The 25,048-nt window shown below is 44.9% G+C and carries 33 protein-coding genes and 1 pseudogene; 31 read left to right on the plus strand and 3 right to left on the minus strand.

The features are described from left to right. Positions 1-6: 6 nt before the first annotated feature. The 15 genes and pseudogenes from JNUCC31_RS24885 to JNUCC31_RS24950 all read left to right on the plus strand — a co-directional run bounded on the left by JNUCC31_RS24885 (position 7) and on the right by JNUCC31_RS24950 (position 13,144). Positions 7-342 carry a hypothetical protein gene (locus tag JNUCC31_RS24885; protein ID WP_192265705.1) on the plus strand — a complete coding sequence of 112 codons (336 nt, stop codon included), beginning with the start codon at positions 7-9 and terminating at the stop codon, positions 340-342. A gap of 6 nt (positions 343-348) precedes the next feature. Continuing rightward, positions 349-936: a major tail protein gene (locus JNUCC31_RS24890; protein ID WP_192265707.1), complete on the plus strand. Its 588-nt coding sequence runs from the start codon at positions 349-351 to the stop codon at positions 934-936. Positions 937-1,013: 77 nt separating this feature from the next. Further along, a complete protein-coding gene (locus tag JNUCC31_RS24895; protein ID WP_192265709.1) occupies positions 1,014-1,436 on the plus strand; it encodes a hypothetical protein in 423 nt (140 codons plus the stop codon). A gap of 19 nt (positions 1,437-1,455) precedes the next feature. Continuing rightward, positions 1,456-1,620 carry a hypothetical protein gene (locus JNUCC31_RS24900; protein WP_192273550.1) on the plus strand — a complete coding sequence of 55 codons (165 nt, stop codon included), beginning with the start codon at positions 1,456-1,458 and terminating at the stop codon, positions 1,618-1,620. Positions 1,621-1,630: 10 nt separating this feature from the next. Further along, positions 1,631-1,963 carry a hypothetical protein gene (locus JNUCC31_RS24905; RefSeq protein WP_192265711.1) on the plus strand — a complete coding sequence of 111 codons (333 nt, stop codon included), beginning with the start codon at positions 1,631-1,633 and terminating at the stop codon, positions 1,961-1,963. 30 nt (positions 1,964-1,993) lie between these two features. Next, positions 1,994-2,131, plus strand: coding sequence for a Com family DNA-binding transcriptional regulator (locus JNUCC31_RS34155; protein WP_192265714.1), 138 nt, complete (start codon positions 1,994-1,996; stop codon positions 2,129-2,131). Between the two features lie 39 nt (positions 2,132-2,170). Next, entirely contained in the window at positions 2,171-3,136 is a 966-nt protein-coding gene (locus JNUCC31_RS33885) for a phage tail tape measure protein (RefSeq protein WP_267132485.1), read from the plus strand. Next, positions 3,021-6,623 carry a phage tail tape measure protein gene (locus JNUCC31_RS24915; protein ID WP_267132486.1) on the plus strand — a complete coding sequence of 1,201 codons (3,603 nt, stop codon included), beginning with the start codon at positions 3,021-3,023 and terminating at the stop codon, positions 6,621-6,623. The genes JNUCC31_RS33885 and JNUCC31_RS24915 overlap by 116 nt, the downstream gene beginning before the upstream one ends. Continuing rightward, on the plus strand, positions 6,620-7,186 hold the full coding sequence (locus JNUCC31_RS24920; protein WP_192265718.1) for a phage tail domain-containing protein: 567 nt from the start codon (positions 6,620-6,622) through the stop codon (positions 7,184-7,186). The genes JNUCC31_RS24915 and JNUCC31_RS24920 overlap by 4 nt, the downstream gene beginning before the upstream one ends. Before the next feature lie 11 nt (positions 7,187-7,197). Then, positions 7,198-7,607, plus strand: a pseudogene (locus JNUCC31_RS34160) (phage tail fiber protein). 8 nt (positions 7,608-7,615) lie between these two features. Next, entirely contained in the window at positions 7,616-9,874 is a 2,259-nt protein-coding gene (locus JNUCC31_RS24930; RefSeq protein WP_192265720.1) for a hypothetical protein, read from the plus strand. A gap of 12 nt (positions 9,875-9,886) precedes the next feature. Next, positions 9,887-10,468, plus strand: a complete 582-nt coding sequence (locus JNUCC31_RS24935) for a hypothetical protein (RefSeq protein WP_192265723.1) — start codon at positions 9,887-9,889, stop codon at positions 10,466-10,468. Next, positions 10,465-10,608: an XkdX family protein gene (locus JNUCC31_RS24940; protein WP_192265725.1), complete on the plus strand. Its 144-nt coding sequence runs from the start codon at positions 10,465-10,467 to the stop codon at positions 10,606-10,608. The genes JNUCC31_RS24935 and JNUCC31_RS24940 overlap by 4 nt, the downstream gene beginning before the upstream one ends. 20 nt (positions 10,609-10,628) lie before the next feature. Next, positions 10,629-11,240, plus strand: a complete 612-nt coding sequence (locus tag JNUCC31_RS24945; protein ID WP_192265727.1) for a phage distal tail protein — start codon at positions 10,629-10,631, stop codon at positions 11,238-11,240. A gap of 8 nt (positions 11,241-11,248) precedes the next feature. Further along, complete coding sequence (locus JNUCC31_RS24950; protein WP_192265730.1) at positions 11,249-13,144, plus strand: phage tail protein; 1,896 nt, start codon at positions 11,249-11,251, stop codon at positions 13,142-13,144. On the opposite strand, the gene JNUCC31_RS24955 is transcribed toward JNUCC31_RS24950, so the two are convergent. Beyond that, positions 13,138-13,671, minus strand: a complete 534-nt coding sequence (locus tag JNUCC31_RS24955; RefSeq protein ID WP_192265732.1) for a stalk domain-containing protein — start codon at positions 13,669-13,671, stop codon at positions 13,138-13,140. The two genes, JNUCC31_RS24950 and JNUCC31_RS24955, sit on opposite strands and share 7 nt — an antisense overlap. 179 nt (positions 13,672-13,850) lie before the next feature. Here JNUCC31_RS24955 and JNUCC31_RS24960 point away from each other — a divergent pair, with 179 nt between their 5' ends. The 4 genes from JNUCC31_RS24960 (at position 13,851) to JNUCC31_RS24975 (ending at position 16,472) form a co-directional block, all read left to right on the plus strand. After that, positions 13,851-14,315 (plus strand): phage holin family protein, encoded by a 465-nt coding sequence (locus tag JNUCC31_RS24960; protein ID WP_192265735.1) that lies wholly within the window; start codon positions 13,851-13,853, stop codon positions 14,313-14,315. A gap of 22 nt (positions 14,316-14,337) precedes the next feature. Beyond that, a complete protein-coding gene (locus tag JNUCC31_RS24965) occupies positions 14,338-15,063 on the plus strand; it encodes an N-acetylmuramoyl-L-alanine amidase (RefSeq protein ID WP_192265737.1) in 726 nt (241 codons plus the stop codon). Positions 15,064-15,206: 143 nt separating this feature from the next. Continuing rightward, positions 15,207-15,542, plus strand: a complete 336-nt coding sequence (locus JNUCC31_RS24970) for a YolD-like family protein (RefSeq protein WP_192265740.1) — start codon at positions 15,207-15,209, stop codon at positions 15,540-15,542. 654 nt (positions 15,543-16,196) lie between these two features. After that, a complete protein-coding gene (locus tag JNUCC31_RS24975; protein WP_192265742.1) occupies positions 16,197-16,472 on the plus strand; it encodes a S24 family peptidase in 276 nt (91 codons plus the stop codon). A 52-nt stretch (positions 16,473-16,524) separates the two neighbouring features. Here the strand turns inward: JNUCC31_RS24975 and JNUCC31_RS24980 are convergent, their stop codons facing one another. Together JNUCC31_RS24980 and JNUCC31_RS24985 are read right to left on the minus strand one after the other, a co-directional pair. Beyond that, positions 16,525-17,967 carry a recombinase family protein gene (locus tag JNUCC31_RS24980; RefSeq protein WP_192265668.1) on the minus strand — a complete coding sequence of 481 codons (1,443 nt, stop codon included), beginning with the start codon at positions 17,965-17,967 and terminating at the stop codon, positions 16,525-16,527. Positions 17,968-18,022: 55 nt separating this feature from the next. After that, positions 18,023-18,589: a LexA family protein gene (locus JNUCC31_RS24985; protein WP_228469781.1), complete on the minus strand. Its 567-nt coding sequence runs from the start codon at positions 18,587-18,589 to the stop codon at positions 18,023-18,025. A 450-nt stretch (positions 18,590-19,039) separates the two neighbouring features. Here JNUCC31_RS24985 and JNUCC31_RS24990 point away from each other — a divergent pair, with 450 nt between their 5' ends. The 12 genes from JNUCC31_RS24990 to JNUCC31_RS25040 all read left to right on the plus strand — a co-directional run bounded on the left by JNUCC31_RS24990 (position 19,040) and on the right by JNUCC31_RS25040 (position 25,047). Continuing rightward, positions 19,040-19,213 (plus strand): hypothetical protein, encoded by a 174-nt coding sequence (locus JNUCC31_RS24990; protein WP_192265670.1) that lies wholly within the window; start codon positions 19,040-19,042, stop codon positions 19,211-19,213. 136 nt (positions 19,214-19,349) lie between these two features. After that, entirely contained in the window at positions 19,350-19,532 is a 183-nt protein-coding gene (locus JNUCC31_RS24995; RefSeq protein ID WP_192265672.1) for a hypothetical protein, read from the plus strand. Next, the gene (locus tag JNUCC31_RS25000) at positions 19,507-19,803 is read left to right on the plus strand and encodes a hypothetical protein (RefSeq protein ID WP_192265674.1); all 297 of its coding nucleotides are present in this window, start codon (positions 19,507-19,509) and stop codon (positions 19,801-19,803) included. The genes JNUCC31_RS24995 and JNUCC31_RS25000 overlap by 26 nt, the downstream gene beginning before the upstream one ends. Before the next feature lie 129 nt (positions 19,804-19,932). Next, positions 19,933-20,118, plus strand: coding sequence for a hypothetical protein (locus tag JNUCC31_RS25005; protein WP_192265675.1), 186 nt, complete (start codon positions 19,933-19,935; stop codon positions 20,116-20,118). Positions 20,119-20,123: 5 nt separating this feature from the next. Then, positions 20,124-20,501, plus strand: coding sequence for a replication terminator protein (locus tag JNUCC31_RS25010; protein ID WP_192265676.1), 378 nt, complete (start codon positions 20,124-20,126; stop codon positions 20,499-20,501). Between the two features lie 31 nt (positions 20,502-20,532). Continuing rightward, positions 20,533-21,240, plus strand: coding sequence for a hypothetical protein (locus JNUCC31_RS25015; RefSeq protein WP_192265677.1), 708 nt, complete (start codon positions 20,533-20,535; stop codon positions 21,238-21,240). 58 nt (positions 21,241-21,298) lie between these two features. After that, positions 21,299-21,628 (plus strand): hypothetical protein, encoded by a 330-nt coding sequence (locus JNUCC31_RS25020; protein WP_192265678.1) that lies wholly within the window; start codon positions 21,299-21,301, stop codon positions 21,626-21,628. Positions 21,629-21,880: 252 nt separating this feature from the next. Further along, the gene (locus JNUCC31_RS25025) at positions 21,881-23,134 is read left to right on the plus strand and encodes a PcfJ domain-containing protein (RefSeq protein ID WP_228469230.1); all 1,254 of its coding nucleotides are present in this window, start codon (positions 21,881-21,883) and stop codon (positions 23,132-23,134) included. Beyond that, the gene (locus tag JNUCC31_RS25030; RefSeq protein ID WP_192265680.1) at positions 23,131-24,141 is read left to right on the plus strand and encodes a DUF3102 domain-containing protein; all 1,011 of its coding nucleotides are present in this window, start codon (positions 23,131-23,133) and stop codon (positions 24,139-24,141) included. The genes JNUCC31_RS25025 and JNUCC31_RS25030 overlap by 4 nt, the downstream gene beginning before the upstream one ends. A 6-nt stretch (positions 24,142-24,147) precedes the next feature. Then, positions 24,148-24,441 (plus strand): hypothetical protein, encoded by a 294-nt coding sequence (locus JNUCC31_RS34220; protein WP_488656251.1) that lies wholly within the window; start codon positions 24,148-24,150, stop codon positions 24,439-24,441. 32 nt (positions 24,442-24,473) lie between these two features. After that, a complete protein-coding gene (locus JNUCC31_RS25035) occupies positions 24,474-24,794 on the plus strand; it encodes a hypothetical protein (protein ID WP_192265682.1) in 321 nt (106 codons plus the stop codon). Further along, positions 24,775-25,047, plus strand: a complete 273-nt coding sequence (locus JNUCC31_RS25040) for a hypothetical protein (RefSeq protein WP_192265684.1) — start codon at positions 24,775-24,777, stop codon at positions 25,045-25,047. Before JNUCC31_RS25035 ends, JNUCC31_RS25040 begins: the two co-directional genes overlap by 20 nt. Position 25,048: the final 1 nt, after the last annotated feature.

A 25,048-nucleotide genomic window follows, 5' to 3' on the forward strand; every position in this document is an offset into this window, starting at 1 on the left:
ACGGGGATGCAGCAAGCCGAATTATATCAACTGCTTGAATCCATCGGATTACCCTTAGCCTATGGCGAGTTCAAGTCTACGCCTGAATTACCCGCTCCTGATCCGCCGTTCATCGTCTATCAATTTGCCTATTCGGGCGACTTGATGGCGGACAACCGGAACTATCTGAAGATTTCCAATTTTCAGATCGAGCTATACACCGACATCAAGGATTTGGTGGCTGAAGGGCTTGTGGAAGATGTCCTTGAAGTGGCTGAATTACCATATTCGAAAACCGAAATTACGCTTGATAGCGAAGCGATGTATCAAATCATTTATGAAATACAACTCATTGGAGGGTGACGACAAATGTCAGAAAACAAAGTTACGTTTGGTCTGGACAAGGTACACATTGCATTCTTTGATAAAGATGCTACAACCGGACAACCAGCATGGGAAACGCCAATTCCGATTCCAGGTGCTGTGCGCTGGACACCTGAAGCGCAAGGGGAGACAACCACGTTTTATGCTGACAACATGGCATATTTCCTTGTGACAAGTAACAACGGTTATACCGGAGAACTGGAGATGGCAAACATTCCAGATGAGATCAAAGCCCGGATGTTTGGCTGGAAGATTGATGACAATGGTATGTTGGTCGAAATCGCAGACGGTATGCCTGAGAAATTTGCTTTGCTGGGCCAAGTGAAAGGCGACAAGCGTGATAGACGCTTCGTGCACTACGATTGCCAAGCAGCTCGTACAGCGAAGGAGAATACCACTAAAGGGGAGTCAACAGAAATTGTGGGCGAAACCTTGACAATGACAACTTCGCCAATTGAGATCAATGATAATGTCATCGTTAAAGGTGATATGGAATTGAACGCAACGAATGCAACTGAGTTCAATTCCTTCTTCTCCAAAGTCTACACGCCGACATTCACACCTGCGGCTTAACTTCTCAAAGATTTGGAATCCCGTCCGGTGAGATTGGACGGGATTCAGCCATATTTAAATGAATGGAGACGATAGGCATGAAAGAACTTCAATTTGGAGAAAAGAAAGTACCAATCACTGCATCAGCCCCGGCACTACTTTACTATAGACAGGAATTTGGAGCTGATTTAATTGGCGATATGACAAAGATGATTAGCGACTATGATACAGGTGGAGATCAAGAAGAAAACCCAGAAGTCAACCCTGTAGCTACCACATCCGATGCTCTTGCACTGGGTAATATTAACTTCTTGTCTTTCCTGCAACTGGCTTGGGCTATGGCGAAGGCGTATCAGTACGGAAAACCCTTCCCTAAATTTGAAACGTGGCTGAATGATTATGGTGAAGATATCGATTTCTCGGATGAGGGATTCATTATCGATATTGTGGAGGAAGCCACGACAGGCTTTTTTCGTCAAAATCAGGGAGTCAAAGGAGCATTCGCAGGCCGTAGAAAATGATTCTCGTTTAGAGATAGATATGTTGGCGATTGGCAAGCGAATCGGCTTGAGCATGCAGGAAATGAGCGAAATGACCTGTTCTGATTTAATTGATCTTGCTCGAAGCTTCACAGGGAAGGAAGAGCAGAAGAAAGGGCCGCGAGAAGCTACACAAGCGGACATTGATGCCTTTTATGGGCGTTAGGAGTGTACACATGTTACCAATGACATGCAGTGATGGGTGCGGTCAGGATTTCGTGCTGATCAGCCATGGAAAAGAACAGGTGTTGCCGGGTGTGGACAGGGTTGGTTTTTCCTGTCCGCATTGCGGCAAGGTTTATACAGCGTATTATTCAAATCGCAAAGTGGAGAAACTCCACGCTGAGCTTGCTGAACTGCAACAGCGTCCGGCAAAGGGCGGTTTAACCCGTAGACAGGTGGAGGGGATCATTGTTCGAATCAAAAACACTAAAAAGAAACTTGCCGCTGAAATGGGGCGGCTACGAATTCAGGTAGAGGGAGATTCCCAAACGTCTGGGAATTTATAAAAGAGCATCATGAATGTGTGGTGAAGCATAATGGAAAAAGTGAAGTGTCCGCATTGCGGGCATTTGCTCTTTAAGGCGCGTTTTGCTGATCTGGAGATCAAGTGTTTGCGGTGCAAAAAAATAGTTGAAGTCAAAATGAAGGAACAGAGCGAGCCGCACACCAAGTAGCGAGCCATGCCTGCCTGATACAAAGGGTAGGTGGGCCGTGTGGCGGAAACGATTAAGGGGATCAACGTTGTCATTGGTGCGGAAACAACGGGGCTTAGCAAAGCCTTATCTGATGTCAACAAAAAATCAAGGGATATCCAATCCGAGCTAAGACAGGTTGAAAAGCTGTTGAAGTTAGATCCGGGGAATACGGAGCTGCTTGCACAGAAACAAAAACTTCTTGCTAATTCGGTGAGCAATACGCAGGAAAAACTAAGCCGCTTACGCCAAGTACAAGAACAAGTGAATCAGCAGTTTGCCCGTGGCGACATCACCGAAGGACAGTACAGAGCATTCCAGCGCGAGGTTCAAAAGACGGAGCAGGAGCTGCGCGGACTGAACAACCGTTTGGATGAGACAACCGAAGAAATTGGAGATCAAGGCAAAAAGGTTAGTAAGCTGGGTCAAGATTACAAAGATGCTTTTGAGCAAGCGAAGCAATCGATGGGTAACAGCTTCGACCAAATGAAGAAAGTCGGCGCGGGGGTCACGGCGTTTGGCACGGGCTTAGCAGCCGGGCTAGGCGTTGCTGTGAAAAGCGCAGCAGACTTTGAACAAGGCATGGCGAATGCCTATTCGGTTATGGACCCGGCAGAGGTAAGTAAGTTCAAGGCCGAACTGGAACAGCTCGCGATCACCATGGGCGCGCAGACGAAGTACAGCGCGACCGAGGCAGCCCAAGGTATCGAAGAACTGATCAAAGCTGGTGTCAAGGTACAAGATGTCATGAGCGGCGGTCTTTCTGGTGCGTTGTCGTTAGCAACGGCTGGAGAATTGGAGCTGGCAGATGCTGCCGAGATTGCTTCTACAGCGCTCAACGCCTTCAAATCCGATTCGCTTTCCGTCCAAGATGCGGCCGATATTTTTGGCCGGGGCAGCGAACGCTTCAGCAACCAGCGTAAGCGAACTAAAATTCGGATTGTCCCAATCGGCTTCTGTTGCCGCTTCAGTGGGCTTGTCCTTTAAAGATACAGCAACGGCGTTGGCGGCATTTGCGCAAAATGGCTTGAAGGGGTCTGATGCGGGTACATCCCTCAAAACCATGCTTATGCGGCTTCAGCCAACCACGGCAGACGCTTATGCCACATTCAAGGATTTGGGCCTTTTGACGTTGGACACCGGGAAAGCTATGGAGTATCTTTCGAAACAAGGTATCAAACCTGCTGAAATGAGCATTGACGGTATAACCCAAGCTTTAGCAACTTATATGGCCCGAGCAGACGGGGCCAAGACAGTAACAGGGAAGTATTTTAAGCAAGCGAAGGAAATGGCCGAGGCAAACGGCTGGGTGTATTCGTCATTCTACGATGCGAATGGTTCCCTGAAAGATATGTCTGAAATTGCTGGACTCTTAAACGAAAAGATGTCCGGTCTGAATGACATGCAGCGACAAGCGGCCATGAATACGATGTTCGGATCAGATGCGATCCGCGCGGGTAACATCCTGTATAAAGAGGGTGCCGAGGGGATCGATGCTATGGCGGCGGCCATGGATAAGATCGATGCCCAAATGGTTGCCGCGCAGAAGCTGGATACCCTTAAAGGTGCGCTTGAAGAAATGCGAGGGGCCATGGAGACAGCGCAGATTACTATTGGTAATGCGCTAATTCCAGCCCTGCGGAGAATTGTTTCCACGGTGCAAGTCGTTATCGATATGTTCAACAAGGTACCGGAGGGTACGAAATCATTTATTGCGGTGCTTGGGGCCATCACGGCAGCCTTGGCACTTATTGCGGGGCCACTTCTAATTCTGATTGGATTCATGCCGCAGATTGCGGCGGGGCTGACGATGCTTACACCGATGTTCACGGCACTTTGGACGGCCATCACGGGTCCAATCGGTATTGTTGTCGCAGCCATCGCCGCTGTCGCTGTCGGACTGACATATTTGTACAAGACTAACGAAACGGTAAGAGACGCACTTAACGCAGCTTGGCAAGCCATCAAATCGGCAGCCGAAGCTGTTTTTGGTGCGCTCAAGTCGTTTTGGGCCACGTGGGGCGGAGAGATCACCGGACTATTTAACACACTTTGGAACGGTATCAAGCTAGTCTTTAATACGGTATTTAAAGCCATATCTGAAGTTGTGAAATCCATCTTTGCCGGGATTAAATCATTCTGGGCCACGTGGGGCAATGATATTACAGCTTTCTTCAAGGCATATTGGGCAGGCTTGTCTTTAATCTTCAACACAGTGATTAAAGCCATTTTGGATTTTGTGCGGGTTGCCTTCAATGATATTAAATCCTTCTGGGATAAATGGGGATCAACGATCACGGCTGCATTCAAAGGTGTCTTCGAAATCTTGAAGACGCTATTCAGCGCGACCTTCACTGTGATATTCACGGTTATTAAGACTGTGTTCAACAACATCAAGGCGTTTTGGGATACATGGGGCGCGACAATCACCACCTTGTTCCGTACGGTGTTCAACGTAATCAAATCGGTCTTCACCGGAGTATGGAATGCGATTAAGATCATCGTGGAAACCGTCATCGGTGTGATATCCGGCATTATCAAAACATGGCTGGCCATCTTCAAAGGTGATTGGGCAGGGGCGTGGAACGCAGCCAAAGGTGTAACTGAAACTGTCTGGAAGGGTATCACAGGAATCTTCAAAAATGCATTCGCTACGATGAAAGATGTCGGTAAGAATATCATCCAAGGTCTGGTACAGGGTATCGGCAATATGAAAGACGTGGTTGTTCAAAAGGCCAAAGAGATTTCGGAAGCCATTGGTGGATTCTTCAAGAAATTCTTTGACATCCACTCGCCATCACGACTTACAACCGGATACGGGGAAAACATCGGTCAAGGTTTGGCAAACGGTATTAGCAATAAGACCAAGACAGCGGAAAAGGCAGCTAAGGAGACGGCCACCAAGGTAAACAAGGCGTTCAAGGATGCATTTGCTACCGCTCAGTACAACTTCAAAATGGGCAATCTAGACACTGCCGGTTATGTGGCGGCCTTGCAGAAGGTAAAGGATCAATACGCCAAAACATCAGCACAAGTCCAGAAAGTGACGCTTGAGATTAAGAAAGCCCACGAGCAGCAGACCAAATCGGCTGAGAAGGCGGCGAAGGATTCCTTTGCAGCATCGAAGGCGTACATTGATGCCAGAGCTTCTACGGGCAAGGTTACATTGGAACAAGAATTGGCGATGTGGGAAAAAGTTCAGGCTAAGTACAAAGCCGGAACTGCGCAGCATATCGCGGCCGAGAAGGAAGCCTATAAGATCAAGCAGGAACTGGCAAAAGCAAGCTTCCAGTCTTCGAAGGATTATATTGAAAAGGCGGCAGCCGCAAACGAAATGTCTCTTACTCAGCAGTTATCTGCTTGGGAGCGGGTGCAGGCCAGATATAAAGCCGGATCAGATGAAGCGAAGGCAGCGGAAGAGGCAGCGGGCAAAGTCAAACTGGAGATATACAACCAGCTCACCCAAGCCAGTGAAGATTTCCTTGCAAAAACCAAAGAAGTGAATGCGAATGTCGCCGCTGAAGAATTGCGTCTTAACGGCGTCTACGAACAGGCGGTAGAGCAGCGAGCCAAGGCGATCAACGATTTTGCGGGATTGTTCGACGAAGTGGTTGCCAAGTCCGAGACATCCGGCCAGCAGCTACTGGATAACCTTCGTGGTCAAGTGGACTATCTAGCTACGTGGGCATCTAATATTGAAACGCTGGCCGCGCGAGGCATTGACAAGGGTCTGTTGGAAGAATTGCGGCAAATGGGTCCTAAGGCTGCACCTGAACTGGCAGCGTTGAACACGTTGACGGACGAACAACTTGCAGAGTACACCGGACTTTGGCAAACCAAGTCGGCAGAGTCCCGAGCCATTGCGGTGCAGGAGCTGACCGGATTACGCGAAGATACAGACAAGCAGATTACTCAGCTTCGCGTGGATGCTGCCACTCAATTGGATGGACTCAAGGCTGATTTTGATGCCAAGGTGAAAGCGATCCGGGTCGGTACCACGAACCAGTTTAATGCGATGAAATCCGACTTGCCGAACATCGGTAAGCAAGCGATGCAGGGATTGCTTGATGGACTGTCTTCCATGCAAGGTGCGGTGCAGGCGAAAGCCAAGGCAATTGCCGACTCTGTACGTACCACCATGCAGAAGGCGCTGGATATTCATTCGCCGTCTCGTGAAATGGCATGGATCGGGGAGATGGCCGGGAAAGGGCTTGTGCAAGGTATGGCAAGCATGATGACCAACGTTCAGCGTCAGGCGCGGGAAATGGCCGAAGCGGTTCAACCGTCTGTTGGTTCATCTTCTGGCGGCGGCGCTGATTCCGATTCTATAAGTTTGAACATGGAAGGGCTGTTTTCGGGTGCTGTCTTCAGTGTGCGGAGTGACGAAGACATCCGATCCTTAGCGAAGGAACTTGCACTTGAAATGTTCGCACTCACACAGCAGGCTACGCGAGGTACAGGAGGTGCACGATGAGTAATGAAATGATATGGCTCGGCGGTAAGTCCAATATAGAATTGGGCTTCGAGGTGCGTGGCACGTCTCGCCGTCCGGGTTTACCGGATACCGTGGACCGGACGCTGAACATCCCCGGACGCAATGGATCATACAATTTCGGCGCAGATATCGGGGCGAGAACGTTCGCATACGATTGTGCCATGATTACCAAGGACTATATGGCTCTGCAACAGTCTGTTATGGGGTTGGCTGCTCATTTAGTGGACAGCTACGGAAAACCTCGCAAGCTCGAACTGAGACAGCGAGAGAGGCCGAATCAGGCTTTTTCCGTGCAACTGACAGGCGCTTTTGATCCTGACCGGATTATGGGCTTAGGGATGTTTTCTCTGTCCCTAATCGCTCATGATCCGTTCGCCTATGGGCGCGAAGAAATATCAGAAACAACCATAACGACATCGCCACATCTGGAGAATGTCTTCAGTGGTGGTAATGTCCGAACAGCACCACTTATTATCCTGACCAATCAGGGTACAAATGTTATTCGAAAATTTCGCATCGCCAATGAGTATCAAATTGAATAGGAGGGGTTATTTTGGCTGAGGTATTGTTATCCAAATCTATCTATTGGAAGAAAGCATCGATTAATGCAGCGTTGCGAGGCATTAGTTTCACTGCTCCACCTAAAGTATATATTGCACTTTACACATCTAACCCTACAGATGCCGATACGGGCCAAGAGGTGACAGGCGGGGGTATTCGCGTCAACAAGTGATATTCGGGGAACCCGTGGTCACAGACCGGAGAGCAGGGGTTCAGAATACTGCTGATGTATCATTTCCAATCGCTACAGCAGACCAAGGCATGGTGACACACATTGGAATCCGGGACGCGCCGACAGGAGGTAATTTGTTGTATCACGGAGCCGTGAAAACGCCGAGAACGGTATTGATCAATGATCTAATACGTTTCTTGGTTGGGCAACTTAAGATAGACGAAGGGTAGGTGGCAATATGAAAAAGATGTATCCAGCAGTTGTAAACTCTCCTAAAACGGAGCTTACGGATTTAATTACAGAGTCACAGACAGATATAACTGTCGCTGATATTGAAGTCCTTTTGACAGGTGAAGGGATTGCCACAATTGGAAACGGGGACGCCGCAGAAACCATTTTGTATACATCCGTTGACGGAAACACATTGATTGGGTGTGTTCGGGGATTCCAAGGCGTTGCCAGAGCATGGACAGCAGGAACGAGGGTTGCTCGTAATTTTGCCGCTGCGGATTGGGACGCGGCTCGCGAAAATATATTGGAACTAGCTGATAGACTGGATACTCCCGAGCGTGCATCCATTACACTCCAACCCAGACTACATGTTGTCAGTGCTAATCAGGACGCAGCGTTTAAGCTGGCGGGGCTACAAGGCCGGACAGTGCTTAACTACCAAAGTCAGGTGGGTATATTTGGGGTGCTTAACCCGTATGTGATCCGGTATGGGGCTAACCTATTGCCACCGTTTTACGAATGGGAAACGGGCATTCAACCTGGCGATAACATATCCATTGATAATCCACACAAAGTAACGATTAACGCCACGACAGTCGGTGGTAGCTACGTTAGATATTATGTTCCCGTCATTCCTTCGCAACAATATATTGTGTCCGTTTCATCTCAAGGAGCAAACGCAAGCATGTACTGTTACTTTTGCGGTGAAGACAAAACAAGAATTGACGGCGTGAGAATTAATTTTGGAGTAATAACTCCAATCCAAGGAACGATTTATTTGGAAGTCGTCCTTAATACACTGGATTCGAATTACGCCAAGATTACAGGTACTGCAATATTTACAGAAGCTTCGATGATAATCGGAAACACAGCAAAGCCATTCAAACCACGTGAAGACTCCATGTTTGCCCTGCAAACAGAGCTACATGCTAATCCAGACACTGGCGCTAACCCAGACAGCGTATTTGAGCGTGATGGGCAGTATTTCAAACTGGCGAAGTGGCGTAAGGTTGTATTGGATGGTAGTAGAACATGGGGAATTGGCGAGGCTGGTGGTTCTGCTGGACTCAAACAAGTTAAAGCGGCAGGTCTAGCACTGAACGCAGTAGCTGGGAGCGGAATTGTCACGAAATTTGATGGTAAGTTATTGCCCCAAGGAAGCACGGGCAACACGCCCGATACTAACGCAGTCACTTCAGCAGGGGATGTATACATGTCTATTCCAAGTGCCGACAGTGGATGGGGAGACTCATATACACCGACATTAGAAGAGATTAAGGCGTATTTCATGGGATGGAAGATGTACGATGTAAATACCAATCCTGATGGAAGTGGTGTTTATAACAGAACTGATGGAGTGGGGAAATGGTTCGTTCCAGTCGATCGATCTTCTGGCGGTGTCAACGCACTTCCGACAACGAAGGTTCTTACGGTTGCGCCATACCAACTCCTATACCAGCTTGCAACTCCTGTCGTGGAACCGATCACGTCTGAGGGGCAATTGACGTTCTTTGAGGGAGATAATCAGGTGGAGGTAGGAACAGGGATTGTGTTGCGTGAATCGACAAAGCCTGCGCTGTCCTCTCTCTACAATACGTATGAGATCAATTCCGTCAACACGGTAGGGACAGTAGCCCCAAACCCGTTAAAGCATAAGGCGAAGCAAGTGGTGACAATTTACAAAAATAATCGTCAAGATAAGTGGTCGAGGATATCCGATACAAATAGCAACGGGGTTGAACGTGCATTTTTAAATGCACCTTTGTTTGATCCATCAGCAGCCTACAGTGTCACATACCTGATGCTGGACAAGTATCCGGTTGCCGACTTCACCGGGACGTATGCCGAGAATGAAAAGGCTCTGCTGCTGGATGCCGTTAAATCCATTCAGGAGAACACGACACGGATATCGGTGCTGGAGTCGAAAAAGGCGGAGAAGGATGCTCCTGCATGGATTGCGCCGACACTGCTTAATGGATGGGTGATTTACAACGATACTCTGCCAGTTGGATACTACAAAGACAGTAACGGGATTGTGCGTTTCAAGGGGATGGTTAAAAGCGGTGCGCTTAACTCTATACTCCTGAAATTGCCACCAGGCTATCGACCAAAGAATATGAGTATGCAGTTTGTAGCCCACTCATCTGATGGTAGCGGACAGGTATTGGGGCGGATCATCGTTAACGCTAACGGTGACGTGCAGCCTTATGGTGGAAGCACAACGCTATACTCTCTCGATTCAATTTCATTTTTGTCCGAACAGTAAAGGAGGGATCACATGAAAGCCGTACCTAAAGTAAATACAGACGGCCTCTATATGGAGGACGAGTTGGTGGACGATGCCTTTTCCGGTGTCGTCCCTTTTTATGTCGAACCGGAGCCAGTGGTATTTAATCCTGATGCGCCTGAACAGCCTGCGGAGCCTGATGTACAAGAAGAGGACGAGGAAGAAGTAGAGAGGGAAATTGCGGGGTATATCGTAGGCGTGCCGGTTCCTGCTGGACTGTTCCGGCCAAGGTTTGATATAGCGGCTTGGGAAGCATACCAAGACGCCATAAAGGATGGTCCACAGGAAAAATTTCCTGACCTGTGGGTGGAGGGATTAAGTCAAGCTGAGATTGACGAATTGACCAAGCCGCGGCCTGCGGAACCATCTGAAACGGATATGCTCGGACAGCAATTGAGCATCATGAAGCTTCAAGCCATGCAACAATCTTCCACAGTAAATGCGCTTGGACAAGAACTTGCCATTTCAAAGTTAAACAGTATGCAACAACAACAAATGATTGGCAACTTAGGCGCTGAACTCGCTGCGACAAAATTGGAACTAATTAATCTTAAAGGAGCTGATTTGGTATGACGTTTTGGTCTATGGCATTCAAGTGGAAATGGGTAACTGCTGAAGCACTTAAAGGTGCGGTTAAGACGGAGGCTAATCCTTTCGGGGAAATTACTCCTGACGAATACGAAGAAATTACCAATGTCAAATACGAGGTATAAGGCAGAAGGAGGCGGCGGTCTTGTTCGGTGGAGAATTCAACGAAATAGCATTTAACAATGCAGGCGGCGAAAATATTATCGATATGGCCGCTGCTATGTCAGGTGGAGCACAACTCTATTCTCGCAGAATTGAGGGTGATGAGAATGTGGCAGGGTTTAACCTTGTCGCGTTCAACTCGCCTGATCAAAGTACGGCAACGGAATACGAGTTGCAATACGCTATGGAGATGACGTTTAGTGCCGAGATGTGCGGTGAGGCTCAAATGCAAAGTGATTTTGTGCGAGAATACGTCTTTGAGGCTACACAAATGTCCGGCGAATCCAGTATGACGGCAGATTTCATACGTGAAATGAAGCTCTCATCAGGAATGTCCGGCGAAGCTCAATTTCAGGCGAATGCGTCGAGGTATCACGTTGACTACATTGAGTTCGAGGGTACATTTGATCCGGGTGACAGGATTGTAATTGATTCAAAGAATCTTAAGTTTACGCAGAATGGGCAAAACGTTTTATTCAAAATGAACGGCGATTTCTTCGACTTAAATCTAGGGAACAATATTCTGACTTGGACAGATTCAGAAACAGTTCGATCCGTTTTGATGCGCATCACATTCCAAGATCGGTTTGTATAGGAGGGCTTATGAGAAGACCAGCGTATGTAACGGTATATGACTTGCAAATGCGCAAGGTGGCGTATCTGGAGAATGCTTTCGATGTGAGCTATGAAGCTCCAATGAATGCGATCTGGACGGCCAGCTTCAGCTTGCCAGCAAATGATGAGAAAAACATGGAATGCCAACCGCTGTACTTTGTGGAGATATTCGATGGAGATGAACGTTTGGAATTGTTCCGAATCCTGAAACCAACAACTAAGCGTGGATCTGATGGGCCGTTCATTTCATATGAGTGTGAGCATGTTTTGGGCACGTTGTTGGATGATGTACTGTTCTTGTACCACACAGTTGGAAACCTGGGCGTGTATACGCGTGATGTTCTCCAATACATTTTGTCCAAACAAACCGTAAAACGGTGGCAGCTTGGCACGATCGAGTTTGATAGACAGTTCGAATATAACTGGGAAAACGATAATTTACTTGGTGCATTGTTCTCGGTTCCGAATCCGTTTCCTGACGAATACATGTGGGCATTTGACACAACCACCTATCCGTGGCGGCTCAATCTAATCAAGCCATCCGAGCAAGAAGAACTCTATATTCGGTACGGGGTAAACTTGCAGGGCATCACACGCGTTGTGGACGCGTCTAAGGTGTCTACAAGAATTTTCGGCCTTGGTTATGGTGAGGGTGTCAATCAGCTCACATTCGCCGATTTGAACGGCGGAAAGCCTTATATAGATGCCGAACCAGCGCTCATTCAGAAATACGGGATTGTGCAGACGATTTTCGTTGATCGGCGCTTTGAGTATCCAGAAACGTTGCTTGCTCGGTGCCAAACATTAATGGAAGAGTTGAAAGTGCCAAGTGTGCATTATACCGTGGACGCTGCTGAGATTTATGCACTTACGAATGACCCAATCGACAGGTTCAAATCCGGCGCGATGGTCCGGGTGCAGGATCAGGAATTAGGCGTTGATATCAAAGCACGAGTGGTCAAGGTGGGCAAAGGTGATGTGCTGGGACAACCCGGAGCGGTGACGCTAGAGATTGCCAACAAATCGCAGGATATCGCAGGCAGTATTGCGGAACTGCGGAACCGGATGCATATCAGTGAGGTGTATGCCCAAGGCGCTACCAACTACGATAGTCACGATTTCGCAGATAACTGCGATCCAACACATCCGGCTGTACTGCGGTTCTGGCTTCCGGCAGAGACGGCCAGAGTGAACAAGGTTGCCCTGTCGTTCCGAGTAGAACCATTCAGGGGATATAGCCGAGCTATCGAATCAGCACCTTCGGTTTCATCGGGTCCGAGCACCAGAAATACAACAGCAGCAGGAGGAGCAACAACTCCAACAACTTCGACTAAGGCGACATCGGTTGAATCAGCTTCAACGTCTGATAATTGGAGGATATTTGCAATAGACGTTATGCAGGCAGTCAACATGGGCGGTGCACATAACCACGGAATAGCTTCAGGAACAAAATTAATGAAAGAGGATGGAACGTCAGTGACCTTTGTTGAATCTGGGGCGCATACCCACAATCTAACAGCCGATCATAGCCACTCAGTCACAATTCCAGCGCACAATCACACAGTTACTATTCCTGAACATACACACCAGATGGACCACACGCATACGATTCCAGGACACACACATGAAATTGAATTTGGCATATGGGAAGGACCGACTCCTTCGGAGGTCCAAGTTAGAGTGGATGGAAAACTAATTTCGGGAGTAGGGTCTTCAGGTGAGGAAATCGACATCGTTCCTTACTTATCCAAAGATAACAGCGGGCGAATAAATCGTGGTGATTATCACGAAATAACAATAACCCCAGTTGATTCACTGGGGAGGGTTGTTGCGTCAGTCTTCACACAAATATTTGCACAAAGTAGAGGCGGAGGTGATTACTGAACGCCTAATAACTTCAAAGTGTCATCACCAAAGTATAATTCGTTCTGATCAATTTTGAGTGTGGCTGTCTCAGTTTCGTTTTTGACAGTTTTCACTCCTTCCTTTTGATCATACATTGAGAGAGGGAAAACTATTTCCTTGTCATTAAGGGACACAGTAGTGACATCCGAAATATTAATGCTGATTCCATACTTGGACACTGCCTCTTTAGCGGGAACCCACTCTGTGACGGTCGCGGTTGGTTGCAAAGTATCATCACCTTTCGAATTAATATTGATTTGTTTGTTCTTAGAATCGTACTTAACTTCTGCATCAAGTAGACTTGCCACTTCGCGTACTGGTAAATATGTTACACCTTCACTGACGATAGGGGCATTCTTCAGGCTGGCCTGTTCGTTATTCACTACGACTTTAAAATTTGAGATGACGGCTTGGATTGTGGATGGAGCAGCGGCAGCAAGTGTTGCCGATCCAATCATCATACCAATACCGAGAGTAACAACTGTTTTCACTAAAGTTTTTTTCAAGGGGTACAGCTCCTTTTTATATAGATTATACCATTTATAACGGATAACTCTGGCAAAAGTTTTATAGGACTCTAAATAAAGGGGGTGCCCACCATGCTTGTATAAGTGAATAAATTGAATGCTCCCGGAGTGGTCGGGGGCTATTTGTAATTAAATAAATAGAGAGAAGAGGAAGCGGGATGAGCGAGGGGATAACTAATGTCATTAAAATGGTATCCGCAGTCATGGGGGCTGGCACGGGATACCTCTTTGGAGGATGGGATATGTTGATACATTTACTTTTGATTTTAGTAGTTGTTGATTGGTTAACAGGATGGGCAGCAGCTTGGATTAAACACGAGCTACGTAGCCGAGTCGGGTTTGAAGGGATTGCACGAAAGGCAGCCATCTTCGCGATCGTGACGATTTCTCATTATATAGATTTAGCTTGGGGAGATACCGGATACATTCAAGACGCGGTAGTCTTCTTCTACATTGCAAATGAGTTATTGTCTGTTATTGAAAATGCTGGGCGAATGGGGTTACCAATGCCGGATGCACTTCGTAACGCCGTGAAAATATTTGAATCTAAATCTTCGATTCCGGTCAATCCGAACCTACCAGATTCACCACAGGATGATACTACTCAAAAACCAGCAGTTTAACAAATATGAGAGGATGATGAATATGAAAACAGTATGGATAGATGCAGGGCATGGGGGAAAGGACCCTGGGGCTGTCGCAAACGGCATTCAGGAAAAAGACATTGCATTAAAGGTGTCGCTTGGAATTAAACAACGTCTAGAGGCGGTCTATGAGGACGTGCAAGTGTTGCTCTCCAGATCTACGGATGTATTCTTAGAGCTTCGTGACCGGACAAGCAAAGCCAATGCTGCTGGTGCTGATCTTCTTGTTTCCATTCATTGCAACGCTGGTGGTGGCAAGGGCGGCTTTGAGACGTTCCGTTATACAAAAGCTTCTCAGGGTAGCATTAAGTTACAGGAGGCACTACACAAAGCCATTATAAGCAAGCTCGGTGGCATTGACCGTGGGCAGAAGGCCGAGAACCTTCATATGGTCCGTGAAAGTAAGATGCCAGCGGTCTTGACAGAAAACTTGTTTGTAGACGTGGGTGCTAATGCGGATCAGCTCAAGCAAGCAAGTGTAATAGATGCAATTATTGATGGACACGTTCAGGGAATTGCAAGCTATCTAGGACTAGTTAAAAAGGTGAAGGAGGAGAAACCAGTGGCACAGGAGAGAGATATTAACGTTCCTAGTAAATGGGCGGAGACAACTTGGAAAGAGGTGACAGAGAAGGGTTACTTCGACGGTAAACGTCCGGGTGCTACAGTAACACGCGAAGAGTTGGGCGCTGTTGTCAGTCGATTACTTAAAAAGGTTGAGTCATAAATTCATAATCCCAAACGTTTGGGATTACTCAAAAAGGCCGCTGCTGGTTCATAATGGCAGCGGCCTTTTTTTGTTTTGCTATTGATTAGATTATATATGTTCACATATAATACAAACATACGTTCCTATTCGGAGGGGATTTTATGACAAGTAAGTTGAATGATAATGGAATTTTTGAAGGTAGCCGGATGATTTTGCCGGAACATCGGGAAGCATATGTCTCCCATATGCAAGAACTCAATCGTCGCGAGAAGCCAATCTTGGATGAACAGGAATGGCAATTGATCGGTCAGGCTTTAATGGAATCATACCAGGAGCGTGTGTCAGTCACACTGACTATATTTGACCCCTTTGACGACACAAGTATGCGGGGGGTTGTTGAGTCCATTGATCAGCAAAGAAAAGAGATCAAGTTTGTACGTGGAGAAGAAGATTATAGTTTTATTAGTTTTAAAAATATAGTAGCCGCTTCCATTTAGCGAAATGAAAACCGCAGGAGGATATCCAGCGGTTTTTTTTATTCAGCCGAAAATCATCCCAAACGCCTGCGTTGTTCCTTCCATTTTCGTTGTATTATTTGAGTGTATTCGACACTCAAAGAAATAATCATAAGAACAAAAGTTCTGAATATTTTGTTTTATTGCACTAGACCATGTGACTGAACGTTGTTTCAAGATGTGAAACGTTGTAAAGTTTTACCTTTAGTTCGTTCGACACATTATGACACAAATTGTCATGGGTAAAAGGTATTATTTACATATAAATACGGGAACTATTAGTTCCCTTTTAGCCCGAGGGAGGGCGGCACGCCGCACCTACTCACCTATGTGGAGTTCGTATAAATCCTTGAGATTCAGGCCGAAAACAATATGAGCAGCGTAGATATCTTCAGGTTGCATGACCCTTGTTCCAGCACAAAAATGAGATATCATCCTTTTGGATCGTCCAACTCGACGTCCATACTCCGCTTGGCTCAATCCCAATTCATTTATACGCTCCAGAAGTAAGCACCTCCCACGGGAGACTTTCACTTTGGTAGCTCCTTTATGCATATTTCATTGGAAATTATAGCATTCCGTACGCATAAGGTAAACCAGACAGCAATGAGACACAACAAGGGGAGAGTGATTTAATTGAAGGGGAAATTGGTATACGTTGTAAAAGACAATAGCATGAATGGTGATAGAATCATTACAGGGGATACAATTCTTATTGACACAGATATTTCAAGCGGGGATGCTACAAATGGAATATTTCTTGTTGAAATCAACGGGGAGAGGTTAATAAGAAGAATTGAATTCTTGGACGAGAAGTACCGACTATATACATCAAACCCCGAATATGTTGATTCAGTTCATAAAGACTTGAATATTATCGGGAAAATATCCTCTAATGTTGTGCGGTTTTAGTTTTACCTCAATATACAATGGGTGATCCGATTGTATATTGAGGCATAACAAATCATTTCCAAACAATCTCAATTTGTTCTCCGTTTGTTATAGTGACTTGTTCTATAATTTGGCGTATTGCCTGCTTAGCTTTTAATCTATCTGCTCCTAATATGTCAGGCAGCATTAAGGCAGCATTTTTTTGGACAGTTTCTGCTTCATACTTTTTGGACAAAAGTTGTGAGATACGTTTGTTCAGACTATCACGATCCGCTTCAACCCTCATTCGAGCCGCTTTCAAATCCTCCGCAGAGATCAAATCATTTTCAAAAGCCTCGATTTGTTTTTGCATTTTATTTCCGACTTTACTTAATTGTGATTTCAAATCTTTAATTTCATCTATTGCAGAAGCTCTAGGTGAGATATTAATATTCAATTCTTTTGTTGAAGCAGCCACCAGTTCACGAATCTGTTCGATAATTAATGTTTCTAGATCTTCTCTGTGAACCGCATGATGCTTGCAACCATAACCAAGCTGGTAAGAGCCACAAATATAGCGATAGTAAGTATAATCGTTATATTTCCTTTTGACTCTGGCTGTACTTCCTTTCATATTTCTCTCGCAATGGCCACATTTAGCAAGCCCTGTGAGAAGATATGTTTCATTATCCGCGTGTTTTCTAGCTCTCGATCTTGAACGTAAGATTTCCTGAACTTTTTCAAATTGTTCAATTGGGATTATCGGACTGTGATTTCCTTCTTTAACGATCCATTCCGATTCATCTCTAAAAGTTGTTTTAGAATCTTTTGTACTTCTCTTGTTGTATATCATTGTTCCTGTTAAAGCCTGATTTGTAATCAATCGTTTAACATTTATTTGGTCAAACATCTTGTTTCTTTTAGTAGTAATACCTCTATCATTTAATTTTTTGGCTATCATGCGATATCCATCACCCTGTTCAGCAAGTTCGAACATATATCTAACATTTTTTGCTTCTTCTTCATTAATAACATACTTTTTATCTATTACATCATAGCCGTAACAGGGTCCGACTATTGCTCGATCAGTATTTTTAGCTAGTGATATCATGTTGTCCTTAACGCGCTCAGAAGTACGCTCACGTTCAAACTCAGCAAACGTCCCTAACAATTGAAGTGTCATTCTCCCTACTGCGGTAGATGTATCAAAACTCTCGGATGCGGAAACATAACTGCAATTATACTGAGTTAATAATTTTACTGTTTGAAGTAGATCAAGCAGGTTTCTGCACAATCTATCTAATTTCGATGTAAGTACAATTTGGAGTTTACCCTCAGTAACATCATCCAATAATTTTTTTATTGCTGGCCGTCTAAGATCCTTGGCACTATAACCATCATCGATATAAAATGTTGGTTCACTCCAGCCCATCGCCACGCAGTATGCTTTAAGTCTTTCTTGTTGCTCGTTAAGAGAATTCCCCTTGTCTGCTTGTTCGTCAGTTGATACACGAATATAAGCGGCGACATTACTCATCGAGTTAATCCTCCTTAGTATTTGATTAAATTCATTTTAAGTTTTCCTATAATGACTATCTCCGCTGGTGGTGCAAATATGGGGGATAGTTTGGGTTCTCTGATTGAAGAACCATCTGTTCACCATTCCTAAATACTCTTTTCAGAACCGCCTCATCATTCACAAGAACAGCAGCTATTTCTCCGTTCTCTACATCGGGTTGTTTTCTAATCAACAACATATCTCCCTCATTTATTCTTACACCACTCATACTGTCTCCTTTAGCGTGTAAAAATAAATGTTCCCCGCCACTCACCCATTCTTTAGGCACCGGCTCATAGTCTGAAATATCTTCAAAAGCTAAAACGCCGTTTCCGCAGCTTATTTTTCCTACAACCGGAATATAAGAAAATGATTCAGGATCAATTCGAGGCAAATCCACTTCCATATTGTCGTCTATAAGATAATCCAGGCTACATTCGAAAAAACTTGCAAGTTTAGCTAATGTAGATCGTTTAGTATTTTCAGTTCCCTTTTTGTACATTCCGTCAATTGTTGTATAAGGAATATCTGCTTTTTTAGAAAGTTCATTTTTACTATGTATCCCTTTTTTCTTCATCAACAAATCAATTTTCTCAAGCATGTCCACAGCAAAGTGACCTCCGTTTCTCTTACTTCATATAAGCATCATTATAGAGGAAAAATATTTCCGTTGCAACGTAATATTTTGACGAAAAGTGTTGACTAATTACTTCATGGGGTATAATATTTGCCTTAGTTACCCTGCAACGTAAATCGAGAGGGGGTGATTACGTTGTTCCCTAATTTGCAGGCTGAGATTGTACGAAATGGATTTGTTAAGAAAAGCATAGCTGAGAGCATTGGAGTCTCCCCGAGATCATTGACCAACAAGCTTAATGGTCGAACAGAGTTCACACGCTCGGAGATGATTACTATTCGTGAAGAATACTTTCCTAACGCTAGTGCAAATTATCTTTTTTCATTTGGAGAAGATCAGCCCCGAAAAAAAACAAGAAGTCGAATGGTCAAGTCGGACAAACCGTCTTGAATAGTATGAACTAAGGGGGGAGAGATGGTGAACAAAAAGGAAAAACGTCCGAAGTTACAAGTTATTGGTCATTACAGAATGATTGATGGGATCAAGGTAAAAATTGATCCCTTTAAAACAGATTTGCCTGATCGTTGCAAACTCATTGTTTCCGAGATTGTAACTGGTCAAACCTGTTCTTTGGTAAAAGTCATGTAATGAATTAACGACTCAGCTTTTTCAGAGTCGTTTCAGTGGACAAGCTTTCCCCGATTAATAAATGCAACGATGTACTGGAACTTTGAGCAACACTGTGATGGAACTATGAAGAAAATCTTCTGAAAGGAGAATCCAAATGAAATTTCAGAATGCATTGAATAACTGGTGTGCATATGTCCATTTGCAGGGATTGATTCAGTTTCGCAATAGCGGAACGATTCTTGAAGCGGCAAAGGATTGGTTGGATAAAGAGATTGATGATTTGAAGGAAGAACTAAATGGGGGTGCTAATCATGATTCCAGAACATTTGCTGGCTGATAAAAACTGGCGCGGGATGCTATACATCTTAACCAATAGCGAAAATCTCACACGAGCTGTTTCTCCACATATTGACTTGGAAGAATGTTCAGTTGATTTCCCAGCATTAAAACGAATTTCAAAACCATGGTCCAATGCAGAAAAATTCTTATTAAATCTAGCGATGCACTTGTTCAGCGAACAGAACAAAGTGAACTTGTCAGATATGGATTTGCTAGATGCTTACAACAAAGAAATTGCCTTAAAAGCGATTCGACTGCGATTTGGTTAGGGGTGTTTCGATGAAAGAAGGCATAAAAAAAGAAATCATCCGGGTTAGGAGCCGGACGATTTCGGTGGTTAAAAAAATATTCGAGATCAGTATAACACAAAAATAGCGCTCTGATAAGGGGGTGCTTACATGATTGTACTCAAAGGGGATACCGTCAAGCTCAAAACGGGCGAGGTTGGCGATGTTACGGAGATATGGGGAAAGGCTAGAACCTCCATACGCTTGGAAACGAATGCAGGTACCGTTCTAACCTTTGAAACGGAAGTAGAGAAAGTCATCAATCGTCCTAAAAAATCACCACGTGAGAGGAGGTGATACATATGCAAGTGGACATTAACAATCTGGCAGGCGGAGCGATGGCAGAGCGGATCAACCGTGAGCTGAACAAAGTAGCGGAGAACGTATTGGACCCGAACACGAAGGCTGAGGCCGTTCGTACGGTAACCATTTCTATCAAGATTAAGCCGAATGAAGCACGTCAAATCGGTCAAACCGATATTGAGGTCAAATCGTCATTGGCTCCAGCGAAAGGTGTTCCAACTCAGTTTGTCTTTGACTTCGACCGTGAAGGAAATGCGGTGCTGAAAGAACTGAATCTGAGCAACGACAGAGACCAGATGGCACTGAATGATGCGGGTGACGTGGTTGACGGAACTGGGACAAGCCCTAGCGGTAAAGTCGTAGGGATGTTCAAGTGATCTATGAAAATTGAATAGCGGAGGACATGACATGATTAAAGAAGCAATTGACAAAATTTTGGGCTTGGCTGGTATTCACACTGAGCAGATCGGTGAGCAAGTCTTCACTAATTCCGATTTACGCCGTGTTCATGAAGCAACCACAGAAACATTGAAGGTTCGTAACTTGGGCGGGATTGTGGATTACATCACCAGCAACTTTGATGGAAAGTTCCCCTTCATCGTTCATATCCAATCACCAACACATGTGAGCGTTGTGACGGGATACAATCGCGATTTACAGCGGAATTTGATTATTGAAGCGAATGCTTTGTTACCGGACATCAATTTCGGATCATATTACAACATCGAGAGTTTCAACATCCTGCTTCAAAGCTGCTTTGTTCAGACGAACACAAGAGACGCATTACTGTCTATTGTCGGCAATGTCAAAGACGAACAGGTTACGAGCTTTGGTGATGATGGGGTTAGTCAACAGGTTACAGCTAAGACTGGGGTAGCCACGGTGGAAAATGTGAAGCTTCCGAATCCTGTACACCTCAAGCCTTTCCGTACATTCGTGGAGATTGAACAGCCTGAGAGCGCATTTGTCTTCCGTATGAAGGATGGCCCATCCGCTGCACTATTTGAGGCAGACGGTGGAGAGTGGAAACTTCGTGCTATTGCTGAAATTAAGGTATACCTGGACGAGCGTCTTGAAGATTTTATCAATGATGACAAGGTAGTTATCATCGGCTAGTTTTTCATACCACATACCGGGAGGCTCAGCCTTCCGGTTATTCATAGGAGTGATGAACGTGATACAGCAAGCATTGCAAAAGCTTCAGCAAGAAATGTCAGCCAAATCAAAAGACGCATATGTTCAGCATGTCGGTTCCTTTCTGACTGGATATGTTCGGAATCATCCAGAACATGCGGCGTTTGTATTGACGGATGGAAAAACCATTATTGGCAGTTTGAACGCAATGAAGGAAGAAGCCAAAAAGAAACAGTCCAATGGTGTGGGTGTTCTCAGTGATCAGCAAGGCTTTGAAATTGTTCTCAAGTATTTCGGAGTTCCGAGCAAACAAGAGCAGGTTGTTGCGGCTCCAGTTGAACTTAAAGCTTCATTAGATGACTTACTGTGAGGTGATTAGATGAATCAGAAAGAAAAGGACATGACACACTTTCCGTCTAAGCGATCCGAAAAATTAGAGAAATATGTAATAGATGAACTATTGAAGCACAGCAGATACATTTTCATTCAGCGTGTTTCCAGAGTCCAGTATGGATACTGCACACACTGTAACTCCCGCTTTCGGACTTCTGGAGATTTAAAACATAACGGCAAGAGTGAATGTCCAAATTGCAAGTCAGATTGCAGAGTTAAAAATCATGGTATGAGCCGTAAATATTTGCGTGATCATGGAACGGTCGTTTTCTATGAGAAATCACAAGTCAATCCCGATTCAGCCATCATCGCACAGGTATTCAGAGTCTATCGTGATTACTCAGGAGATTACACGAAGGTCCAGACTGAATATGTGATTGTTGCTAAGTATCTTTTCGAATCAGGCAATCCAGGAAGAGCTACTATGTATGAACGTTGGGGAGGATGGCAGAAAGCCAATTCAGTTCATTCAATAGAATCTTATCCCCACTGCCCCATTGAAAGCATTAAAGAAGCTGTCACTGGTACACCGTTCTATTACAGCACTTGGGATCAGCATGAACAACCTCAAAGGGATTACGTTAAGTTTTTTGCTCTTTATAGCAAATACCCGGTTATCGAGATTTTAACGAAACTGGGATTCAAATACTTTGTAGGCGCTAAATTGTTTGATGGGAAAACGTACAGTTGCATCAATTGGAGAGCGAAACAACTTCATGATGTGTTGCGGCTAAGTAAACAAGATTTCCAGCTAGTTCATAAAGAACAAAAGTTAAACCCAATGCAATTGCGTTTGTTTCAACTGTCACGTAAAGATAGTGCACCTCCAACAATTCAGGAGATTCAAAACTTTTTCACGGATTCAGTTGGCGATGTCATGAATGAACTGAATGTAGTTCTTAAATATTCCACTTTACGTAAGGCAATGAACTACATGCAAAAGCAAGTTCAAATCTGTGACACATATAAAACATATTTTGGGTTACTCATTGCTTGGCGAGATTACATCCGAGATTGTGAAACGCTTGAAATGGACTTGTCTCATAGCCTTATTCTATTTCCAAAAAACTTGCACGAGGAACATCAGAGGACGATGAAACTTGTGAAAACTACATCTGATGAACGATCACGAGCCAAAATGTTAAAACGGGCTGAAACCCTTCAAAAGTATAAGTTCGAAGACCAAGAGTTTGTCGTGATCCCGGCTGAGACAACAGAAGAATTGATTGAGGAAGGAAAAAGGCTGGAACATTGTGTTGCCCGTTATGCTGATAGACACGCTGAAGGAAAAACAACAATTCTCTTTGTTCGTAGGAAAAACAACCCCAACTCACCCTACTACACGATTGAATTACAAAAGAATGCAATCAAACAGGCACGAGGATTTAAAAATGCTTCTATGACACCCGATGTGCAAAAGTTTGTTCAACAATTCGAAAATACCAAACTCAAAAGAAAAAGGAAGGAAGTTGCTGCTATATGACAACTCGTAAGAAAAAAGAAGAGGCTCCAACTACAGTTGTTCCAGTTACAGAGACATCAGTATCAAACCGTACAGTGGATATTATCGCTGCTGAGATTCGCAGTATTGATCAGCAGGCCCGGCAGTATGTTTTGCAGTCCGCGATTGAGATTGGTCAGAGATTGACAGAAGCGAAGGAACTGGTTGGTCATGGTGAATGGGGAACATGGTTGAAAGAACATGTGAATTACAGTCAGTCTTCAGCTAATAACTTTATGAAAATCTCTGTTGAATATGCTAATTCTCAAACGCTTGGTAATTTGTCCTATAGTCAGGCGGTTGCTCTGCTATCTGTCCCAACTGAAGAGCGAGAATCCTTTGTGGAGGATAACAACGCTGCTGAAATGTCGGCTCGTGAGCTTCAGGCGGCCATCAAGGAACGGAAGGAAGCGGAACGACTACTTGCAGAGGAACAGGAGCGTGCGAAGGTAGCTGAAGCTGCACGTATAGAGGAAGAACGGCAACGCGAAGTTCTTCGCGGAGAGTATCAGAAATTGCTTGAAGAACGCCAGAAGCTAGAGAATGAGTTGGCCGTTGCTCAAGAGGAAGCAAAGAAGCCAGGTAAAGCAACCAGCACAGATGCTAAGACGAAAACAGAGCTTCGCAAGGCTGAAAAGTCCCTTTCTGAATCTCAGCAACGTGTGGCTGCAATGGAAGCTGAAATGAAGGCGAAAGAAGACGAACTGAATGCCAAGGTTGACGCAGCCATCAAGGAACGTGAACAGGAGCTGGCAGAACAAGCCCGGAAGCGTGAAGAAGAATCGGCAAAACAAGTCGCTGAACTGCAAGAGCAGTTGCGCAAAAACAACAATACGGCTGCGATCAAGGTCAAAGTACACTTTGAATCGCTTCTCAGTAATTTTAATAGTTTGATAGGTTCTGTTTCCGAGTTAGACAACGAGGATCAGAAGAAAGCCATTTCAGAGCGTATAGCACAGTTATGTGACGATATGAAGTCAAAGCTGTGATGTAGCATGTTCTTCTTTTTCTTTGATCAGTTCAAACGTGGAAAGGTCTGCCGTGTAAACAGCGGACGTGATGCAGGGAAAAGAGTAGTCATACATGAGATTAACGAGGACATGCTGTGGTGCTATGAAAATAAGCCTGTCACATATCGGATAAACAGCAGGGGTTTGAGAGTAATTCAATTTGATCCGGCGTGTGCACTCACGCCTTACTCCCCTAAATATCTTGAAATAACAAATGAGATCCCCGTCCAGACGGATGGATGGGGCGCTTCATATCGCAATTCTCGGTTATGGCTGTAATCTATTGAATCAGAATATAGGACGGTGCACATATGGAAACGCCTAAAGGATACGATATCTATCGCTTATTAGATGGAACTGAGGTGTTACGTTCTCCAGAAGATCGAGTGTTGTTCCATCGTACCAGCAATACAAGAATGCCTCTTACGGTTGACGCAGACGTGATTATTGATGAGGTGCTTGATACGTTAGATGAAACCAATCGGCAAATCGAAGTATTGTCCGATTCCCTTAACCGGATTGAAGAGTTGTTGACAGATGACTTATCTCTAAATGCGCAAGCAATCAATGCAATTATAGGAACCACAAGACGGGATATAGAGGAACACCGCTATGGTCGAAATATCGTCTAAAGCACAGGCTATCATTGAACATGCGCTTAATCCACTCATTCGTAAAGGTTGCCGGATTGAGCGCTTGGCAATGATCGTTTGTCCCGATTCTTCCATCGCACAGATGAATACAGTTCATACCAAGTACGGGCTGTTACGAATTGAGCCGAACATATTCCTTCCCTTGGGAAAGTCATACATCATTGAAGACTCTTGGCGTAAGCACAGAGGATTTGCCTGGGTAACTGGGTACAAGCAACGAAGAGGTGAATGAA

It is taken from the genome of Paenibacillus sp. JNUCC-31, from assembly GCF_014844075.1.
Lineage (GTDB): Bacteria > Bacillota > Bacilli > Paenibacillales > Paenibacillaceae > Paenibacillus.

Excerpts from the sequence above, each read along its gene's own strand:
- JNUCC31_RS24895 (WP_192265709.1), top strand. The coding sequence starts at position 1,014 with ATGAAAGAACTTCAATTTGGAGAAAAGAAAGTACCAATCACTGCATCA.
- JNUCC31_RS25040 (WP_192265684.1), top strand. The coding sequence starts at position 24,775 with ATGGTCGAAATATCGTCTAAAGCACAGGCTATCATTGAACATGCGCTT.
- JNUCC31_RS24935 (WP_192265723.1), top strand. The coding sequence starts at position 9,887 with ATGAAAGCCGTACCTAAAGTAAATACAGACGGCCTCTATATGGAGGAC.
- JNUCC31_RS25015 (WP_192265677.1), top strand. The coding sequence starts at position 20,533 with ATGATTAAAGAAGCAATTGACAAAATTTTGGGCTTGGCTGGTATTCAC.
- JNUCC31_RS24990 (WP_192265670.1), top strand. The coding sequence starts at position 19,040 with ATGGTGAACAAAAAGGAAAAACGTCCGAAGTTACAAGTTATTGGTCAT.
- JNUCC31_RS24950 (WP_192265730.1), top strand. The coding sequence starts at position 11,249 with ATGAGAAGACCAGCGTATGTAACGGTATATGACTTGCAAATGCGCAAG.
- JNUCC31_RS24980 (WP_192265668.1), bottom strand. The coding sequence starts at position 17,967 with ATGAGTAATGTCGCCGCTTATATTCGTGTATCAACTGACGAACAAGCA.
- JNUCC31_RS25005 (WP_192265675.1), top strand. The coding sequence starts at position 19,933 with ATGATTGTACTCAAAGGGGATACCGTCAAGCTCAAAACGGGCGAGGTT.
- JNUCC31_RS25030 (WP_192265680.1), top strand. The coding sequence starts at position 23,131 with ATGACAACTCGTAAGAAAAAAGAAGAGGCTCCAACTACAGTTGTTCCA.
- JNUCC31_RS24960 (WP_192265735.1), top strand. The coding sequence starts at position 13,851 with ATGAGCGAGGGGATAACTAATGTCATTAAAATGGTATCCGCAGTCATG.
- JNUCC31_RS34220 (WP_488656251.1), top strand. The coding sequence starts at position 24,148 with ATGTTCTTCTTTTTCTTTGATCAGTTCAAACGTGGAAAGGTCTGCCGT.
- JNUCC31_RS24915 (WP_267132486.1), top strand. The coding sequence starts at position 3,021 with ATGCGGCCGATATTTTTGGCCGGGGCAGCGAACGCTTCAGCAACCAGC.
- JNUCC31_RS24905 (WP_192265711.1), top strand. The coding sequence starts at position 1,631 with ATGTTACCAATGACATGCAGTGATGGGTGCGGTCAGGATTTCGTGCTG.
- JNUCC31_RS25000 (WP_192265674.1), top strand. The coding sequence starts at position 19,507 with ATGATTCCAGAACATTTGCTGGCTGATAAAAACTGGCGCGGGATGCTA.
- JNUCC31_RS24920 (WP_192265718.1), top strand. The coding sequence starts at position 6,620 with ATGAGTAATGAAATGATATGGCTCGGCGGTAAGTCCAATATAGAATTG.
- JNUCC31_RS24890 (WP_192265707.1), top strand. The coding sequence starts at position 349 with ATGTCAGAAAACAAAGTTACGTTTGGTCTGGACAAGGTACACATTGCA.
- JNUCC31_RS24900 (WP_192273550.1), top strand. The coding sequence starts at position 1,456 with ATGTTGGCGATTGGCAAGCGAATCGGCTTGAGCATGCAGGAAATGAGC.
- JNUCC31_RS34155 (WP_192265714.1), top strand. The coding sequence starts at position 1,994 with ATGGAAAAAGTGAAGTGTCCGCATTGCGGGCATTTGCTCTTTAAGGCG.
- JNUCC31_RS24985 (WP_228469781.1), bottom strand. The coding sequence starts at position 18,589 with ATGCTTGAGAAAATTGATTTGTTGATGAAGAAAAAAGGGATACATAGT.
- JNUCC31_RS25010 (WP_192265676.1), top strand. The coding sequence starts at position 20,124 with ATGCAAGTGGACATTAACAATCTGGCAGGCGGAGCGATGGCAGAGCGG.
- JNUCC31_RS24930 (WP_192265720.1), top strand. The coding sequence starts at position 7,616 with ATGAAAAAGATGTATCCAGCAGTTGTAAACTCTCCTAAAACGGAGCTT.
- JNUCC31_RS25025 (WP_228469230.1), top strand. The coding sequence starts at position 21,881 with ATGAGCCGTAAATATTTGCGTGATCATGGAACGGTCGTTTTCTATGAG.
- JNUCC31_RS24885 (WP_192265705.1), top strand. The coding sequence starts at position 7 with ATGCAGCAAGCCGAATTATATCAACTGCTTGAATCCATCGGATTACCC.
- JNUCC31_RS25035 (WP_192265682.1), top strand. The coding sequence starts at position 24,474 with ATGGAAACGCCTAAAGGATACGATATCTATCGCTTATTAGATGGAACT.
- JNUCC31_RS24940 (WP_192265725.1), top strand. The coding sequence starts at position 10,465 with ATGACGTTTTGGTCTATGGCATTCAAGTGGAAATGGGTAACTGCTGAA.
- JNUCC31_RS24965 (WP_192265737.1), top strand. The coding sequence starts at position 14,338 with ATGAAAACAGTATGGATAGATGCAGGGCATGGGGGAAAGGACCCTGGG.
- JNUCC31_RS24995 (WP_192265672.1), top strand. The coding sequence starts at position 19,350 with ATGAAATTTCAGAATGCATTGAATAACTGGTGTGCATATGTCCATTTG.
- JNUCC31_RS24970 (WP_192265740.1), top strand. The coding sequence starts at position 15,207 with ATGACAAGTAAGTTGAATGATAATGGAATTTTTGAAGGTAGCCGGATG.